Raw genomic sequence first — 15,521 nt, 5'->3', positions numbered from 1 at the left:
CTAGGATCGGGAGCATGAAGCTCGAACTTCGAGGCATAACGAAGACGTTCGGGGCTCTGGTGGCCAATGACCACATCGACCTCACCGTGGAGGCCGGAGAGATCCACTGCCTCCTCGGTGAGAACGGGGCCGGCAAGTCGACGCTGATGAACGTGCTGTACGGGCTGTATCAGGCCGATTCCGGCGAGATCCTGCTCGACGACGTCGTCCAGCACTTCGCGGGTCCCGGCGACGCGATGCGCGCCGGCATCGGCATGGTGCACCAGCACTTCATGCTGATTCCCGTCTTCACGGTGGCCGAGAACGTGATGCTGGGCCACGAGCAGACCCGCTTCGGCGGCAGGCTCGACCTGCCGGCCGCGCGCGCCAAAGTGCGCGAGATCTCCGATCGTTTCGGGTTCGACGTCGATCCGGACGCGCTCGTGGACGACCTGCCCGTCGGTGTGCAGCAGCGCGTCGAGATCATCAAGGCGCTCTCCCGCGACGCGCGCGTGCTCGTGTTCGACGAGCCGACCGCGGTGCTCACCCCGCAGGAGACCGACGAGCTGATGGCGATCATGCGCCAGCTCAAGGACGCGGGCACGTCGATCGTCTTCATCACGCACAAGCTGCGCGAGGTGCGCGAGGTCGCCGACCGCATCACGGTGGTTCGCGTGGGCAAGGTCGTCGGCGAGGCCGCCCCGACAGCATCCAACGCCGAACTGGCCTCGCTGATGGTGGGCCGCGCCGTCGAGCTGACCGTGCACAAGGACCCGCCGACCCTGGGCGAGAAGGCACTGGTCGTCGATGACCTCACGGTGATCGACCACACCGGTCAGCTCGTCGTCAACCACGTCAGCTTCGAGGTACGCGCGGGCGAGATCCTCGCCGTCGCCGGAGTGCAGGGCAACGGGCAGACCGAGCTGAGCGAGGCCCTCGTCGGCCTGCAGCCCCGTGTGCAGGGCTCCGTGACCCTCGACGGGGCGGAGCTCGTCGGATCGAGCGTGCGCCGCGTGCTCGACGCCGGCGTCGGATTCGTCCCCGAGGATCGCAAGGAGGACGGGCTCGTCGGCGAGTTCACGATCGCCGAGAACCTCATGCTCGACCGTGCCGACGGCGCTCCGTTCGTGCGGGCGGGCACGGTGCAGCGGGTCAAGCTCAGCGACTTCGCGCGCGAGAAGGTCGCCGAGTTCGATGTGCGCACCCCGTCGATCGAGACGAAGGTGGGCCGGCTCTCGGGCGGTAACCAGCAGAAGGTGGTCCTGGCGCGCGAGCTCAGCCGGGACCTGCGACTCCTCGTCGCCGCCCAGCCCACCCGCGGCGTCGACGTCGGATCGATCGAGTTCATCCACAAGCGCATCGTGCAGACGCGGGATGCCGGGGTGCCGGTCATCGTCGTCTCGACCGAGCTCGACGAGGTCACGGCCCTCGCCGACCGGATCATGGTGATGTATCGCGGGCGCGTCGTCGGCATCGTGCCGGGCGACACGCGCCGCGACGTGCTCGGTCTGATGATGGCGGGCGAGGCCCCGAACCTCGAAGGAGCCGCGGCATGAGCGCGACGACGACCACCGCGTCCCCGACCGGCGCGGGTCAGGAGCCCAGTCGCTGGCATCGCGCGTTCCGCGAGATCGCCACCGGAAACGCCATCATCTCGGTGCTGGCCGTCGTGATGGCGCTGCTCGTGGGCGCCATCATGATCGCTTTCACCGATGAGGACGTCCAGGCGTCCGCCGGCTACTTCTTCGCCCGACCAGGAGATACGCTCGTCGCCATCTGGGAGGCCGTCGCGGGCGCCTACTCCGCGTTCTTCCAGGGCGCGATCTACAACTTCCGCCGGCCCGACTTCGCTACCGGCATCCGACCCCTCACCGAGACGCTGACCTTCGCGACGCCCCTCATCGCGGCGGGGCTCGGCGTCGCGCTCGCCTTCCGCGTCGGCATGTTCAACATCGGCGGCCGCGGCCAGATGCTCATGGCCGCGGCGGCTGCGGGTTATGTGGGCTTCGCGATCGAGCTGCCCTTCGGCATCCACATGATCGTGGCGCTGCTGGCAGGTCTCGCCGCCGGCGCGGTATGGGCGGGCATCGCGGGACTGCTGAAGGCGCGCACCGGGGCGCACGAGGTCATCGTGACGATCATGCTCAACTACGTCGCGCTGTACCTGATCACGTGGATGCTGCGCACCCCGGGTCTGCTGCAGGCGCCGGGCACCAACAACCCGACTACGCCGGCGATGCGCGACACCGCCGTCTTCCCCGAGCTGCTCGGACCGCAGTACAACCTGCACTTCGGCTTCGTGCTCTCGATCGCCGCGGTCGTGCTCGTGTGGTGGATCCTCGATCGCTCGGCGCTGGGCTTCCAGTTCCGCGCGGTCGGCGAGAACCCCAACGCCGCTCGGGTCGCCGGCATCAACGTCAAGTCGATGTACGTCTATGCGATGCTCATCTCGGGCGCGCTCATCGGTCTCGCGGGTGTCAGCCAGGTGCTGGGCACCGTCACCACCGGCTTCTCGAGCGGCATCGACGCGGGTATCGGTTTCGACGCGATCACCGTCGCTCTGCTGGGCCGATCCACCCCGTGGGGCACCCTCGCCGCCGGTCTGCTGTTCGGCGCGTTCAAGGCGGGCGGCTTCGCGATGCAGGCCGCCGAGGGCGTGCCGATCGACATCGTGCTCGTCGTGCAGTCGCTGATCGTGCTCTTCATCGCCGCGCCCCCGCTCGTGCGGGCGATCTTCCGGCTTCCCGCACCGGGGTCCGCGCCCAAGAGGCAGCGGCCCATCGTCACCAAGGAGGTGGCAGCGAAGTGACCGCGCTCGCCGAACACCGCGACGGCGCCGCGGCGCCGATCGCACTCGAGAAGACCGTCGTCGTCAGCTGGAAGGCCCCGATCGCCTACGCGGTGGTCACCGTGCTGGCGGCCCTGCTGTTCTTCATCGCGCGCACCGACGGCGAGGCGGTCTTCCGCATCTCCGCCGCGGGTGATGCCGTGCAGCTGCCCGAGATCGTGCTGAGTGCCGGGGTCACGACGATCGTCTGCATCGTCCTCATGGTGATCATCGCCCTGGTGTCGGCGGTGCTCGTGCAGCGTCGACGTCGCGCGCCGATCTGGCTCGCCGTGCTCTTCGCCGTCGTCTTCATGATCGGGTTCCTCACCTGGGCCGCCGCGGGGGCATCCATCCACGTCATCCCCCTGGCCGGGCTTCTGGCGGGCGCGCTGAGCCTGTCGGTGCCGCTCATCTTCGGTGCGCTGTGCGGCGTGATCAGCGAACGTGTCGGCGTCGTGAACATCGCGATCGAGGGTCAGCTGCTGGCGGGCGCGTTCACGTCGGCCGTCGTCGCGACCGCAACCGGCCAGCCTCTGCTGGGCCTTCTGGCTGCGGCGGTCGCGGGCGTTCTGGTTTCGTTCGTCCTCGCGGCCTTCTCGATCGTGTACCTCGTCGATCAGGTCATCGTCGGCGTCGTGCTGAACGTTCTGGTCGTCGGCGTGACGAGCTTCCTGTTCTCGCAGCTGCTCGCCCCGAATGCGGCGACACTCAACTCGCCGCCCCGGTTCGACCGCATCAACATCCCGTTCCTCGCCGACATCCCGCTCATCGGGCCGATGTTCTTCCGCCAGACGATCATCGTGTACCTCATGTACATCGCGGTGGTGCTGGTGTACATCGGGCTGTTCCACACCAAGTGGGGTCTGCGTCTGCGGTCCGTGGGCGAGCACCCGCAGGCCGCCGACACGGTGGGCATCAACGTGGCCCGCACGCGCTTCTGGAACGTCTCGCTCGGCGGCGCCATCGCGGGCATGGGCGGTGCGTTCTTCACACTCGGCTCGGTGGGGGCGTTCAACAAGGAGATGACCGCGGGGGCCGGCTTCATCGCGCTCGCCGCCGTCATCTTCGGCCAATGGGATCCGATCAAGGCGACCCTCGCGGCGCTGCTGTTCGGCTTCGCATCCAACCTGCAGAACACCCTCGGCGTCATCGGCTCTCCGGTGCCGAGCGAGTTCATGCTCATGCTGCCCTACGTCGTGACGATCTTCGCGGTCGCCGGCTTCGTGGGCAAGGTGCGCGGCCCCGCCGCGGCCGGCAAACCGTACATCAAGGGGTGATCGTGACCGACATCGACTGGGACGAGCTGCGCGCCGTCGCCACCGACGCCATGACGCGGGCGTACGCGCCGTACTCGCGGTATCGCGTGGGCGCTGCCGCGCTCGTGAGCGACGGCCGGATCGTGGCGGGCTGCAACGTCGAGAACGCCTCCTACGGCGTGGGGCTGTGCGCCGAGTGCGCGCTCGTCGGCGACCTGCACATGTCCGGGGGCGGTCAGCTGGTCGCGTTCGTCTGCGTGAACAACGACGGGCACACGATCATGCCGTGCGGTCGCTGCCGACAGCTCCTGTTCGAGCATTCCCTGCCGGGCATGCTGCTCGAGACGGTCTCCGGCATCCGCACGATCGACGAGGTGCTGCCCGACGCCTTCGGCCCGCGCGACCTCGAAGAGGCCGCACGATGACGAACGCCGAGGCGGCAGCATCCTCTGTCGAGCCCTTCGACGCGGTCGATGTCATCCGCGCGCAGCGCGACGGGCGGGGCGTCGACCCGGACGCGCTGCGATGGATGGTCGATGCCTACACGCGCGGCTACGTCTCGGACGCGCAGATGTCGGCGTTCGCGATGGCGGTGCTGCTGAACGGGATGGGGCGCGAGCAGATCCGGGTGCTGACCGACGCGATGATCGCATCCGGTGAGCGGATGAGCTTCGCCGACCTCGGCAAGCGCACGGTCGACAAGCACTCGACGGGCGGAGTGGGCGACAAGATCACGCTGCCGCTGGCTCCGCTGGTCGCCTCCTTCGGCGTCGCGGTGCCGCAGCTGTCGGGGCGGGGGCTCGGGCACACGGGCGGCACGCTCGACAAGCTCGAGTCCATTCCCGGTTGGCGAGCCTCGCTCACCAACGCCCAGATGACCGCCCAGCTGAAGGGCGTCGGAGCCGTGGTGTGTGCCGCGGGTACGGGGCTCGCGCCCGCCGACAAGAAGCTCTACGCGCTGCGCGATGTCACGGGCACGGTCGAGGCGATCCCCCTGATCGCCTCGAGCATCATGTCGAAGAAGATCGCCGAGGGCACCGACGCGCTGGTGCTCGACGTCAAGTTCGGCTCCGGGGCGTTCATGCGCGAGCTCGATCAGGCGCGGGAGCTCGCCCGCACGATGGTCGCGCTCGGCGAGGACTCGGGGGTCGCCACGACCGCGCTCATCACCGGCATGCACACACCGCTGGGGCTTGCGATCGGCAATGCCAACGAGGTGCGCGAGTCGGTCGAGGTCCTCGCAGGCGGCGGCCCGGCCGACGTCGTGGAGCTGACGCTGGCGCTGGCCCGCGAGATGCTGGCGCTGGCGGGTCTGCCCGACGCCGACGTCGAAGCGGCGCTCGCCGACGGGCGGGCGATGGACACCTGGCGCGCCATGATCCGTGCGCAGGGCGGAGATCCCGATGCTCCGCTGCCCGAGGCGCCCGAGACCCTCACGGTCACCGCGCCCGCCGACGGGCTGATCACGCAGATGGAGGCGCTGCCCTTCGGCATCGCCGCCTGGCGACTGGGCGCCGGCCGCGCCCGGGCCGAAGATCCCGTCATCCACTCGGCGGGCATCGACCTGCACGTCAAGCCTGGCGACGCGGTGCGCGCCGGTCAACCGGTGTTCACCCTGCTGGCCGAGGATGAGGCCCGCTTCGCCCGCGCGCTCGACGCGCTGGAGGGCGCGTGGCAGATCGGCGACGACGTGCAGGCCGAAGCCGCCGGCCCCCGCGTCGTCGAGCGCATCACGGCCTGAACCCCCGGCATCCCGCTTCGCCCCACCGCCCCACCCGCACCACCCTCCCGAAAGGCGCACCCATGAGCATGCAACCCGGCGACGATTTCACCCTGCAGGGCGTGTCGGTGCGCTCGCTGCCCAAGGTGAGCCTGCACGACCATCTCGACGGGGCGCTGCGTCCTGGGACGATCCTCGAGTTGGCGGATGCCGCGGGCGTCGAGGTGCCGGCCTCCGATGCCGGCGCTCTCGGCGCGTGGTTCGCCGACCGCAGCGACTCGGGTTCGCTCGTGGAGTATCTGAAGACGTTCGACGTCACGACCTCCGTCATGCAGACCGCCGAGGGTCTGACGCGTGTCGCGCGCGAGTTCGTCGAGGACCTCGCCGCCGACGGCGTGATCTACGGCGAGGTGCGCTGGGCGCCCGAGCAGCACCTGGCGGGCGGACTCAGCCTCGATGACGCGGTCGAGGCCGTGCAGGCCGGGATCGAGGAGGGTGAGGACTCCGCCGACGCGGATGGCCGCAGCATCCGTGTGGGTCAGTTGATCACGGCCATGCGTCACACCGATCGCTCGCTCGAGATCGCGGAGCTCGCCGTGCGGCATCGTGAGCAGGGGGCCGTCGGCTTCGACATCGCGGGGCCGGAGGACGGCTTCGCGCCCTCCCTCCACCGCAAGGCCTTCGACTACCTGGCTTCGGAGTTCTTCCCCGTGACCGTGCACGCGGGCGAGGCCGCGGGGCTGGACTCGATCCGGTCGGCGCTGATCGACGGTCGCGCGCTGCGGCTCGGGCATGGCGTGCGCCTCGCGTCGGATCTCGACGTCGTCTCGCGCTCGGGCGACGAGGTGCTGGTGAAGTTCGGGTCGCTGGCGCGCTGGGTGCGCGACCGCGAGATTCCGCTCGAGCTCTCGCCCTCGTCGAACCTGCAGACGGGAGCGATCGAGGCGTGGGGCGAGGACCTCTCGGATCACCCGTTCGACCTTCTGTACCAGCTCGGATTCTCGGTCACGGTCAACGTCGACAACCGCCTCATGAGCAACACGTCGCTGACGAAGGAGCTCGCGCTCCTCGCCCGCGCGTTCGAGTACGACCTCGAGGACCTGCAGACCTTCCAGCTCAACGCCGCCGCGGGCGCGTTCCTCACGATCGAGGAGCGCGAGGAGCTCATCGAGCTGATCGCCGAGGGCTTCGACGTCTGAGGCCCGTCGTTCGGCCCGCGCCGCCCGGTCCGGACCGCCCGGGCGCCCGGCCCGCCCCGGCCGGTCCGGCCCGCGCCGCGAACCCACATTTTTGCAGCGAGCCACCATCCGACGTATGTGGGTTCGCTGCAAAAGTGTGGGTTCGGGGCCCAGGCGCCCCCGGGCCGCGCGTCAGCTGTGGTGGCGCCCGCGGGGGAGCACGAGCGGGGTGCCCGAGACCGGGTCGGGGATCACCTCGCACTCGAGCGCGAACACCTCGCGCACGATCGGGGGCGTGATGACGTCGGCGGGCCTGCCGGCGGCGTGGATGCTGCCACCACGCACCGCGACGAGCTGATCGGCGTAGCGCGCGGCCATGTTCAGATCGTGCAGCACCATCACAATCGTGGTGCCGCGCGCTCTATTGAGGTCGGTGAGCAGATCGAGCACCTCGATCTGGTGCGTCACGTCGAGGAACGTGGTCGGTTCGTCGAGCAGCAGGATGTCGGTCTCCTGGGCGAGCGCCATGGCGATCCACACGCGCTGACGCTGGCCTCCGGAGAGCTCGTCGACCGCGCGGTCGGCGAGGTCGGCGATGCCGGTGGCATCGAGCGCATCCGCGACGGCTGTGTAGTCTGCCGCGCTCCACCGCGCGAGGAACCGCTGGTGCGGGTGCCGGCCGCGGCCGACGAGGTCGGCGACGACGATGCCCTCCGGCGCCGTCGGGCTCTGCGGCAGCAGTCCGAGCCGGCGGGCGACATCGCGCGAGGGCAGCCGGTGGATCTCGTCGCCGTCGAGCAGCACGGCGCCGGCCTTGGGCTTGAGCAGCCGCGCCAGCGCCCGCAGAACGGTCGACTTGCCGCAGCCGTTGGCGCCCACGATGGCGGTGATCTCACCGGCGGGCACCGTGAGGTCGAGTTCGCGCACGACCTCACGGTCTCCGTAGGCGAGGGTGATGCCCCGTGCCGCCAGGCGATGATGATCGGTCACAGGGAGCCTCCCGCGCGATTGGTCCGGACGAGCAGATAGACGAGGTAGGGGGCGCCGAGCACGCCCGTGATGACGCCGACGGGGTACCGCGTGCCGAAGGCGAACTGCCCGACGAGGTCGGCGACGAGCACGAGCAGCGCGCCGACCAGTCCCGCCGGCAGCAGGAGCGATCCACCGGGTCCGACCAGGCGCGCCGCGATCGGTCCCGCCATGAAGGCCACGAAGGCGATCGGCCCGCTCGCGGCGGTCGCGAAGGCGAGTAGCGTCACGGCGGCGAGGATCATCACGACGCGCGTGAGGTCGGTGCGCACGCCCAGCGCCTGGGCGGAGTCGTCGCCGAGGCTCAGCGCCGCGAAGGCCCGCGATCGGCTGATCAGCAGCGGGCCGAGGACGAGCACGACGAGCAGCACGGGCAGCACGCGCTCCCAGGTGGCGCCGCTCAGGCTTCCCGTGAGCCATTGCATGGCCGTCTGCAGGTCCCACGCGGCGGCGCGCGAGAGCAGATAGGTGATGAGGCTGTCGAGCATCGCGCCCACGCCGATGCCGATGAGGATCAAGCGCGTGCCCGCGAACCCCGCCTTGTACGAGAGCAGGTAGATCGCCCCGGCGGTGACGAGCGCCGCGACGAGGGCGAAGATCGACACCGACTGCTCGCCGAGACCGAGGGTCACCCCCGCGAAGACCGCCGCCGCACTCGCGCCGGCGCTGATGCCGATGACATCGGGGGAGGCGAGCGGGTTGCGCAGCAGGGTCTGGAACGTCACGCCCGCCAGTCCGAACGCGAAGCCCGTGAGCAGGCCGAGGGTCGCGCGGGGCAGACGCAGCGTGCCGACCGTGAACGAGGCGCCGGGGACCTGCTGGCCGAGGATCACGTCGACCACCTCGGCGGGCCCGTAGAAGGTCTGCCCGACCATGAGGGTCACGGCGTATGCCGCGACGACGGTGATCGCGAGCATCGCGATCACGCGACCGCGATGCCGGGCGCGGGCGCGCCGGCCCGTGACGATGGTCTGCAGGGTCATAGCTCGCGCACCCTCTGTCGGCGGACGATCCAGATGAAGACGGGGGCGCCGATGAAGGCCGTCACGATGCCGACGTCGATCTCCTCGGGGCGGGTGATGATGCGGCCCACGATGTCGGCGAGCGTGAGCAGCGCCGCTCCTGTCACGGCGGAGAAAGGCAGGAGCCAGCGATGGTCACTGCCCACCAGCATCCGGCACAGGTGCGGCACGACGAGACCGACGAAGCCGATGGGGCCCGCGATCGCGGTGGCGGCGCCCGCGAGGATGACGGCGCCCACGGCGGCGATCAGCCGGGTGGTGCCCACACGCACGCCGAGGCCCGCGGCCATGTCGTCGCCCAGCGCGAGCGAGTTCATGCCGCGGGCGCTCGCGACGCAGATCAGGGCGCCGAGGGCGAGGAAGGGCGCAACGATGAGGATGCGGTCCCAGCTCGCGCCGCCGACCCCGCCGATCTGCCAGAAGCGGAAGGTTTCGAGGATGTCGACGCGGGGGAGCAGGATCGCGCTGACGAGCGAGGTGAATGCAGCCGACGACGCTGCTCCCGCGAGGGCGAGCTTCAGTGGTGTGGCCCCGCCCCGCCCCATCGAGCCCACGGCGTAGACGAAGGCTGCAGCCCCCGCCGCGCCCAGGGTCGCGACGCCGATGTAGGCGTACGGGCTGCTCAAGCCGAAGAACGCGATGCCGATGACGACCGCGAGGGCGGCGCCCGAACTGACGCCGAGGATGCCCGGATCGGCGAGGGGATTTCGCGTGACGGCCTGCATCGCGGCTCCCGAGAGGGCGAGCGCGGCACCGACGAGCATCGCCAGCACGGTGCGCGGCATGCGCAGTGTGACGGCGGCCTGACCGATGCCGTCGGCGTCGCCGGCGAGTGCCGCGAGGATCTCGGCGATCGAGACATCGCGCACGCCGAAGGCGATGGATGCCGCGAACAGCACCGCGAGCACCCCGATGCCCGTCGCCAGCCACGCGAGGCGGACGGCCGTCGGACGCCGCAGCGCGGCGGAATCCGACGACCGTCCGAGAGCTGTCGCTGTGCTCAACCGTCCTGAGGCAGCGCGGCTGCCAGCAGCGCGAAGTACTCCTCGACGCCCCACGAGATGGACAGGGGCGACGGGTTGGCCGACGCGGCGAGCGGGGTGGAGTTCTCGAGAACCGCGATGTTGCCGCCGGCGATCGCGGGGATCTGCGAGAGGAGCGGATCGGCCTGAAGCGCCGCGACGAAGGCGCCGTCGGCGTCGCCGTACGTGACGAAGACGTCGACGTCGGCGAACCGGTCGGCCTCTTCGGCGCTCACCTGGACGTAGAACTCCTCGGTGCCCGCCGACTCCTCCGCGACGATCTCGGGCGCGGGCAGGCCCACGGACTCGAGGAAGCCGGGCCGGGTGTCATGGCTGGTGTAGAAGCCGACCTGGCTCATGTCGGTCGGGTCGATGTACGAGAAGAGCACCTTCTTGCCCTCGAGCGCCGAGTTGGCGGCGAGCGCGTCGGTGATCTCAGCATCGAGGTCGGCGACCAGCTGCTCGCCCTCGTCGGCGAGACCGAGCGCCGCGGAGTTGAGCAGGATCATGTCCTCGAGCGAGGTTCCCCACGCGATCTCGGGGTAGGCCACGACGGGGGCGATCTGCGACAGCGTGTCGTAGTCCTCCTGTGTCAGGCCCGAGTAGGCCGCGAGGATGACGTCGGGCTGGGTATCGGCGACCGCCTCGAAGTCGATGCCGTCGGTCTCATCGAACAGCACGGGCGTCTCGGCGCCGAGCTCGTCGAGCTTGTCTTCGACCCAGGGCAGGACACCGTTGTCGTCGTCGTCGCCCCACGTCGCCTTGCTCATGCCGACGGGCACGATCCCCAGAGCGAGGGGAACCTCGTGGTTGGACCAGGCGACGGTCGCGACGCGTTCGGGCTGCTCCTCGATGACGGTCTCGCCGTAGACATGCTCGATCGTCACGGGGAAGCCGGACCCGGAGGTGGCGGGGCTCTCCTCGGAGGTCTCGGTGCCGGCGGGGGTCGAGCAGGCGGACAGGGCGAGGGCTGCGGTCGCGGCGACGGCGAGCGGCAGCGCGCGGCGGCGGAGTGCGGACACGGTTGATCCTTCGGGATGCAGGGGGTGGGCGCCTGATTGCTTAGGCAAGGCTAACCATACCTCACCCGTCGTGTCGTGTTGCGGCGCGTTACGTCATCTCGGGTCGTCCGGCGCGCCAGTAGCCCATGAAAGCGACGGAGTGGCGATCGACGCCCTTCTCCGACACGAGGAACCGGCGCAGCTCCTTGATGGGCGAAGCCTCGCCCGCGAGCCAGGCGAAGAAGGGGGCGTGCCCGAGCGGATTGCCCGCCAGATCGTGGGGCACCTCCCAGAGCATGACCTGGTCGATGTCGACGTCCTCGATCTCCTGTGCGCCGCCGCCGGGTGCGGCGCTCAAGAGGCTGGCGGCGGCCTCGCGGACGGTGGGCACGAGCCGTGAGCCGACGGGATCCGCGCCGCGGGCCACGACGATGAGCCGCACGCCCTCGGGCGGCGCGCTGATCGCTGCCGCGTCTTCCGGGTGCGGCACCTCGACGATCGCCGTGCCCCGCACCTCGGGACCCAGACGCTCGAAGATGCCCGAGACGGCGGGCAGCGCGGTCTCGTCGGCCGCGATCAGGATGCGGCGCGCCTCGGCGGGCGGGCGCCAGTCGACGCCGCCGTGGATATCTCCCTCGAAGCCCGTGTGGGGCACGCACACGATGAGCTCGTCGCCGGGGCGTGCATCGAGCGCCCAGGCGGATGCGGGCCCGATACGCCCGTGCAGCGCGATGTCGACGTCGAACTCCGCCGCCTCGGGTCGAACTTCGCGGACCGTGTAGGTGCGCATGACAGGGCGCACGGAGTTGTCGAGCTGCCGCCACGCCAGGTACCAGTCATCGCCCGGAGGCATCGCATCCAGTCCCACCCCGGGCACGGGGAAGAGGATCTTGAAGCGCTGATCGAGCCGGTTGTCGGCGACGGTCGAGATCTCGGGGCCCGTCAGGGTGAACCGTCGGAACGTCGGGCTCAGCGTCTCGATGCGCGCGACGGTGGCGCGCATGGGCACGTGCGCGATGTGCGGGGAGCGGGTCTGAGTGAACACTTAGGCGAGGCTAACCGAACCTGGCAGCATCCGCCACTCCGGCACCCTCGCAACGCCCGGCCTCGCGGGCGCCCGAATCAGCCGAGTTCGCTCTGCCGGGCCTCGACGAGCGCGCGCACCCGCGGATAGAGCGGATGCTGGGGGTCAAGGCCCGTGACCGCGGCCGTGAACGCGTCGGCGTCCTGCTCCCGCAGCATGCGCTGCAGGTCGACCGACTGCGCGTCCTCGGGGTCATCGAAACGGAGCGCGGCTCCCATCGCGTCCACGAGGGCGTCGACCGGAAGCCGCCGCTCGATCGCCTCGGCCGCGGGGCCGACGAAGCGCTCGTGACGAGACAGCTTGCGCAGCGGCTGCCTGCCCACCCGCCACACGGTGTCGGGCAGTGCGGGATTGCGGAAGCGGTCGAGGATCGTGCGGCGATAGGCGCCGAGATCGTCGGGGTCCAGCTCGTGCTTGGCCACGAGCAGCGCCGAGGTCTCTTCCAAAGCGGCGGCGACCCGGGCCGCGATCCCCTCATCGGCGAGCGCGTCGGAGATGCGCTCGACACCCGCCTGCGCGCCGAAGTAGGCCGTCGTGGCGTGTCCCGTGTTGACGGTGAACAGCTTGCGCTCGATGTACGGCGTCAGATCGTCGACGAAGTGCGCGCCGGGGATCGCGGGCGGGTTCTCGCCGAAGGGGGCTCGCTCGATCGCCCATTCGAAGAAGGGCTCGACGGTGACGTCGACGCCGGGATTGTCCTGCGGTGCCGGCACGATCCGGTCGACCGCGGTGTTGGCGAACACGGCGCGTGCGGAGATCGCATCCCACGCATCGCCCGCGCGGTCGCGGATGTGCTCGCGCAGCACGTCGGTGGCGCCGATGGCGTTCTCGCACGCCATCACCTGCAGCGGGGGAGAGGACGGGTCGCGCAGGGCCAGGCCCGCCACGATGAGCGGAGCGATGAAGGGCAGGACGGTGGGTCCGACGGCCGTCGTGACGACGTTCGCCCCGGCGATCTCGTCGATCACCGCCTGCGGGTCCTCGGCGCTGTTGAGCGCGCGGAAGCCGGTCACGACCCTGTCGGTGCCGCCCTCGCCCACCTCGTGGACCGTGTAGGAGTCTTCGGCGTTGATCGCGTCCACGAGACCGGCTGCGACATCCGAGAAGACGAGGTCGTAGCCGCCCTCGTGCAGCAGCAGCCCGACGAATCCGCGCCCGATGTTGCCCGCGCCGAAGTGGACCGCCTTCACGACTGGTTCACCGACGAGAGCTGGGCGAAGAGCTGCTCGGGGCTGTCTGCGCCCTTCAGTCGCTGGACCTCGTCCTCGTCCGAGAAGAGGATCGCGATCTGGGAGAGGATGTCGAGGTGCTCGTCGCCCTTGCCGGCGATGCCGATCACGAACGACACGGCCTCGCCGCCCCAGTCGACGCCGCCGTCGTAGCGCACGACCGAGAGGGCCGAGTCGAGGATCGCGTCCTTGGTCTCGTTTGTGCCGTGCGGGATCGCGAGCTCGTTGCCCATGTAGGTCGAGACGGTCTCCTCGCGCTGCTGCATCGCGTCGAAGTAGCGGGAGGTCACGGCGCCGGCGGCCTCGAGGATGTCGGCGGCCTCACGCATCGCCTCCTCACGGGTCGCCGAACCGGAGTGGATGCGGACCTGTCCGAGGGAGAGGACGTCGCGTGCCATGTCACATGCCTTTCTGTTGCGGATACCGGGAGCAGAGGCGGTGGGGCCGGGGGCATCGCGCCGCCCGACCCCACCGCGCTCAGTTCCTACGCACCATCCTGGTGCTGATCACGCACGAGTGCCACGACCTCGTCGTACTTCGGCGAGTTCATGAAGTTGTCGACGGACACGTGCACGGCGCCCGGCGTCTTCTGACGCGCTCGGTCGGTGAGCTGGTTCTGCGTGATGACCAGGTCGGCCGAGGCATCCAGGTTCGCGATCGCCTTGTTGGTGACCGTGACATCCTCGATGCCCGCCTTCTTGATCTTGTTGCGCAGCACGCTCGCCCCCATGGCCGACGAGCCCATCCCGGCGTCGCAGGCGAAGACGATTGTCTTGACCTGCTTCGTGGTGAGCAGGCCGCCGTCGGCGCGGCCACCGGTCTCGCGTTCGGTCTCGAGCTTGTCGAGGGCGGCGTCGGCGTCGCGCTCGGCCGCGCGGTCGCCCGGGGACGAGGCACGCAGAGCATCCATCGCGGCCGAGGACTTGCCCTTGTTCGCCTCGGTCTGCGCGATCGCCGCGCCGAACGTGTCGGACTCGGCCAGCAGGTCGCGCTTGCGCGAGGCGCGGAGGATGACCGCGGTGATCAGGAACGTCACGGTCGCGGCGAGCAGCACCGACAAGTACACGACCAGCAGGTTCGTGATTCCGCCGGCGGCGGGGCTGGAGGCCGCGGCGGTGACCGCGATGATGCTGCCGGGGGCCGCCGGGAAGGCGAGTCCCCCGCCCAGCACCATGTTGGTCGTGACGCCGGTCGCGCCACCCGCGATGAGGGCGAGGATCGTCATCGGCTTCGAGAGCGCGTACGGGAAGTAGATCTCGTGGATGCCGCCGAGGAACTGGATGACCGCGGCGCCGGGGGCCGAGGCCTTCGCCGCCCCCACACCGAAGAACGTGAACGCCATCAGCAGGCCCAGGCCGGGGCCGGGGTTGGCCTCGATGAGGAACAGGATCGACTTGCCGGTCTCGGTCGCCTGCTCGATGCCGAGCGGGGTGAAGACGCCGTGGTTGATCGCGTTGTTGAGGAACAGCACCTTGGCCGGCTCGACGATGATCGAGACGAACGGCAGCAGACTCAGGCTCACGAGCCATGCCACAGCGGCACCCAGGATGTCGCTGAACCACAGGATCGCCGGGCCGAAGATGAAGAATCCGAGGATCGCCAGCAGCATTCCGAGGATGCCCGCCGAGAAGTTGTTCACCAGCATCTCGAATCCGGGCTTGATCTTGCCGTCCCAGATCCTGTCCATCCACTTCGTCACGTACGCGGCGAAGGGGCCCATGATCATCGCGCCGAGGAACATCGGGATGTTCGTGCCCACGATGACGCCCATGACGGCGATCGTTGCGACCACTCCACCGCGCTCGCCGTAGACCATGCGGCCCGCGGTGTTCGCGATGAGCAGCGGGAGCAGGTACGTGATCATCGGGCCGACGAGACCCACGAACTGCGGGAACGTGTTGCCGTCGGCATCCTGCGCGAGCGCCGTCATCGCACCGGGCCAGTTGATGACGTCGGCGTTGCCGAAGCCACCCAGCAACGGCGCGACCGGCGTCCACCAGCCCAGCCACCCCACCGCGATGAACAGCATGGTGATGAATCCCCACGCGATGAATGCGGCGATGTTGGGCATGATCATGCCCGAGAGGAACGTGCCGAAGCGCTGGACTCCGACACGCGCCTTGTTGACCCCGCTCCGTGCGGGGGGTGACGTCGTTGTCATGACTGTCTCTCTC

14 protein-coding genes are annotated in these 15,521 nt (G+C 69.9%); 6 read left to right on the top strand and 8 right to left on the bottom strand.

Annotated elements, in window-relative coordinates:
• Nucleotides 1-14 precede the first annotated feature (14 nt).
• The 6 genes from AB2L57_RS13680 to AB2L57_RS13655 all read left to right on the top strand — a co-directional run bounded on the left by AB2L57_RS13680 (nucleotide 15) and on the right by AB2L57_RS13655 (nucleotide 6,981).
• Nucleotides 15-1,535, top strand: coding sequence for an ABC transporter ATP-binding protein (locus tag AB2L57_RS13680; protein ID WP_409047346.1), 1,521 nt, complete (start codon nucleotides 15-17; stop codon nucleotides 1,533-1,535).
• Complete coding sequence (locus AB2L57_RS13675; protein WP_409047345.1) at nucleotides 1,532-2,788, top strand: ABC transporter permease; 1,257 nt, start codon at nucleotides 1,532-1,534, stop codon at nucleotides 2,786-2,788. Before AB2L57_RS13680 ends, AB2L57_RS13675 begins: the two co-directional genes overlap by 4 nt.
• Complete coding sequence (locus AB2L57_RS13670) at nucleotides 2,785-4,083, top strand: ABC transporter permease (RefSeq protein ID WP_292811414.1); 1,299 nt, start codon at nucleotides 2,785-2,787, stop codon at nucleotides 4,081-4,083. The genes AB2L57_RS13675 and AB2L57_RS13670 overlap by 4 nt, the downstream gene beginning before the upstream one ends.
• Before the next feature lie 2 nt (nucleotides 4,084-4,085).
• The gene (locus tag AB2L57_RS13665) at nucleotides 4,086-4,487 is read left to right on the top strand and encodes a cytidine deaminase (protein ID WP_409047344.1); all 402 of its coding nucleotides are present in this window, start codon (nucleotides 4,086-4,088) and stop codon (nucleotides 4,485-4,487) included.
• Nucleotides 4,484-5,803: a thymidine phosphorylase gene (locus AB2L57_RS13660; protein WP_292811418.1), complete on the top strand. Its 1,320-nt coding sequence runs from the start codon at nucleotides 4,484-4,486 to the stop codon at nucleotides 5,801-5,803. The genes AB2L57_RS13665 and AB2L57_RS13660 overlap by 4 nt, the downstream gene beginning before the upstream one ends.
• 62 nt (nucleotides 5,804-5,865) lie before the next feature.
• On the top strand, nucleotides 5,866-6,981 hold the full coding sequence (locus AB2L57_RS13655) for an adenosine deaminase (RefSeq protein WP_409047343.1): 1,116 nt from the start codon (nucleotides 5,866-5,868) through the stop codon (nucleotides 6,979-6,981).
• A gap of 171 nt (nucleotides 6,982-7,152) precedes the next feature.
• Here the strand turns inward: AB2L57_RS13655 and AB2L57_RS13650 are convergent, their stop codons facing one another.
• The 8 genes from AB2L57_RS13650 to AB2L57_RS13615 form a co-directional block, all read right to left on the bottom strand.
• The gene (locus AB2L57_RS13650; RefSeq protein ID WP_292811423.1) at nucleotides 7,153-7,950 is read right to left on the bottom strand and encodes an ABC transporter ATP-binding protein; all 798 of its coding nucleotides are present in this window, start codon (nucleotides 7,948-7,950) and stop codon (nucleotides 7,153-7,155) included.
• Nucleotides 7,947-8,972 carry an iron chelate uptake ABC transporter family permease subunit gene (locus tag AB2L57_RS13645; protein ID WP_292811426.1) on the bottom strand — a complete coding sequence of 342 codons (1,026 nt, stop codon included), beginning with the start codon at nucleotides 8,970-8,972 and terminating at the stop codon, nucleotides 7,947-7,949. Before AB2L57_RS13645 ends, AB2L57_RS13650 begins: the two co-directional genes overlap by 4 nt.
• Nucleotides 8,969-10,015 (bottom strand): iron ABC transporter permease, encoded by a 1,047-nt coding sequence (locus tag AB2L57_RS13640; protein WP_292811428.1) that lies wholly within the window; start codon nucleotides 10,013-10,015, stop codon nucleotides 8,969-8,971. Before AB2L57_RS13640 ends, AB2L57_RS13645 begins: the two co-directional genes overlap by 4 nt.
• The gene (locus AB2L57_RS13635) at nucleotides 10,012-11,055 is read right to left on the bottom strand and encodes an iron-siderophore ABC transporter substrate-binding protein (RefSeq protein ID WP_292811430.1); all 1,044 of its coding nucleotides are present in this window, start codon (nucleotides 11,053-11,055) and stop codon (nucleotides 10,012-10,014) included. Before AB2L57_RS13635 ends, AB2L57_RS13640 begins: the two co-directional genes overlap by 4 nt.
• A gap of 88 nt (nucleotides 11,056-11,143) precedes the next feature.
• Entirely contained in the window at nucleotides 11,144-12,079 is a 936-nt protein-coding gene (locus tag AB2L57_RS13630) for a siderophore-interacting protein (RefSeq protein ID WP_409047342.1), read from the bottom strand.
• 77 nt (nucleotides 12,080-12,156) lie between these two features.
• Nucleotides 12,157-13,308 (bottom strand): mannitol-1-phosphate 5-dehydrogenase, encoded by a 1,152-nt coding sequence (locus tag AB2L57_RS13625; RefSeq protein ID WP_292811435.1) that lies wholly within the window; start codon nucleotides 13,306-13,308, stop codon nucleotides 12,157-12,159.
• On the bottom strand, nucleotides 13,305-13,745 hold the full coding sequence (locus tag AB2L57_RS13620) for a PTS sugar transporter subunit IIA (RefSeq protein WP_292811437.1): 441 nt from the start codon (nucleotides 13,743-13,745) through the stop codon (nucleotides 13,305-13,307). The genes AB2L57_RS13625 and AB2L57_RS13620 overlap by 4 nt, the downstream gene beginning before the upstream one ends.
• An 86-nt stretch (nucleotides 13,746-13,831) precedes the next feature.
• Nucleotides 13,832-15,508: a PTS mannitol transporter subunit IICB gene (locus AB2L57_RS13615; RefSeq protein ID WP_292811439.1), complete on the bottom strand. Its 1,677-nt coding sequence runs from the start codon at nucleotides 15,506-15,508 to the stop codon at nucleotides 13,832-13,834.
• Nucleotides 15,509-15,521: the final 13 nt, after the last annotated feature.

The sequence above is a fragment of the Microbacterium sp. HA-8 genome (genome assembly GCF_046111165.1).
In the GTDB taxonomy this organism is placed as follows: Bacteria; Actinomycetota; Actinomycetes; order Actinomycetales; family Microbacteriaceae; genus Microbacterium.
Note: the sequence above shows the minus strand (reverse complement) of the source record. Positions and strands in the feature narration are given on the sequence as shown.

What these genes read in the sequence shown, in the direction of transcription:
- AB2L57_RS13675 (WP_409047345.1), top strand. Translation starts at nt 1,532, where the DNA reads ATGAGCGCGACGACGACCACCGCGTCCCCGACCGGCGCGGGTCAGGAG.
- AB2L57_RS13660 (WP_292811418.1), top strand. Translation starts at nt 4,484, where the DNA reads ATGACGAACGCCGAGGCGGCAGCATCCTCTGTCGAGCCCTTCGACGCG.
- AB2L57_RS13680 (WP_409047346.1), top strand. Translation starts at nt 15, where the DNA reads ATGAAGCTCGAACTTCGAGGCATAACGAAGACGTTCGGGGCTCTGGTG.
- AB2L57_RS13655 (WP_409047343.1), top strand. Translation starts at nt 5,866, where the DNA reads ATGAGCATGCAACCCGGCGACGATTTCACCCTGCAGGGCGTGTCGGTG.
- AB2L57_RS13645 (WP_292811426.1), bottom strand. Translation starts at nt 8,972, where the DNA reads ATGACCCTGCAGACCATCGTCACGGGCCGGCGCGCCCGCGCCCGGCAT.
- AB2L57_RS13620 (WP_292811437.1), bottom strand. Translation starts at nt 13,745, where the DNA reads ATGGCACGCGACGTCCTCTCCCTCGGACAGGTCCGCATCCACTCCGGT.
- AB2L57_RS13615 (WP_292811439.1), bottom strand. Translation starts at nt 15,508, where the DNA reads ATGACAACGACGTCACCCCCCGCACGGAGCGGGGTCAACAAGGCGCGT.